The organism is Meiothermus sp. Pnk-1, from assembly GCF_003226535.1.
GTDB lineage: Bacteria > Deinococcota > Deinococci > Deinococcales > Thermaceae > Allomeiothermus.
On sequence record NZ_QKOB01000034.1, the window covers coordinates 1 to 340 of the forward strand.

General features: G+C 58.8%; 1 pseudogene. It reads left to right on the forward strand.

Annotated features, from left to right (window positions below):
- A pseudogene (locus DNA98_RS17565) lies at positions 1-340 on the forward strand (hypothetical protein); the annotation flags it as partial.

Below are 340 nucleotides of genomic sequence, written 5' to 3' on the forward strand. Positions count from 1 at the left end.
TCCAGCGCTGGCTCAACCTCAACCTCCGCGATCAGCCCATCAACCCAGAGGCCCATCAAGCCCTCCGCTTCTTGCAAAAGCAGGCCCACCTCGACCACACCGACTATCCCCGCTTCAAGCGGGAAGGTATTGAGGTCATCGGCTCAGGTCAGATCGAAGGCGCCAACAAGGGATATGACCCCCTTAACCTAGACGATACTTTTGATGTATCCTGCAGAGATCAGGAGGTCCAGATGAAGAAGCCCAAGGCAGTAGCACCCCAGGTCAAGTTCCAGGCCGCCCTGGAGGCGGTCAAAGGGGAAAGGAGCCTGGTGGAGCTGGCCCGTGCTTACGCGGTCCA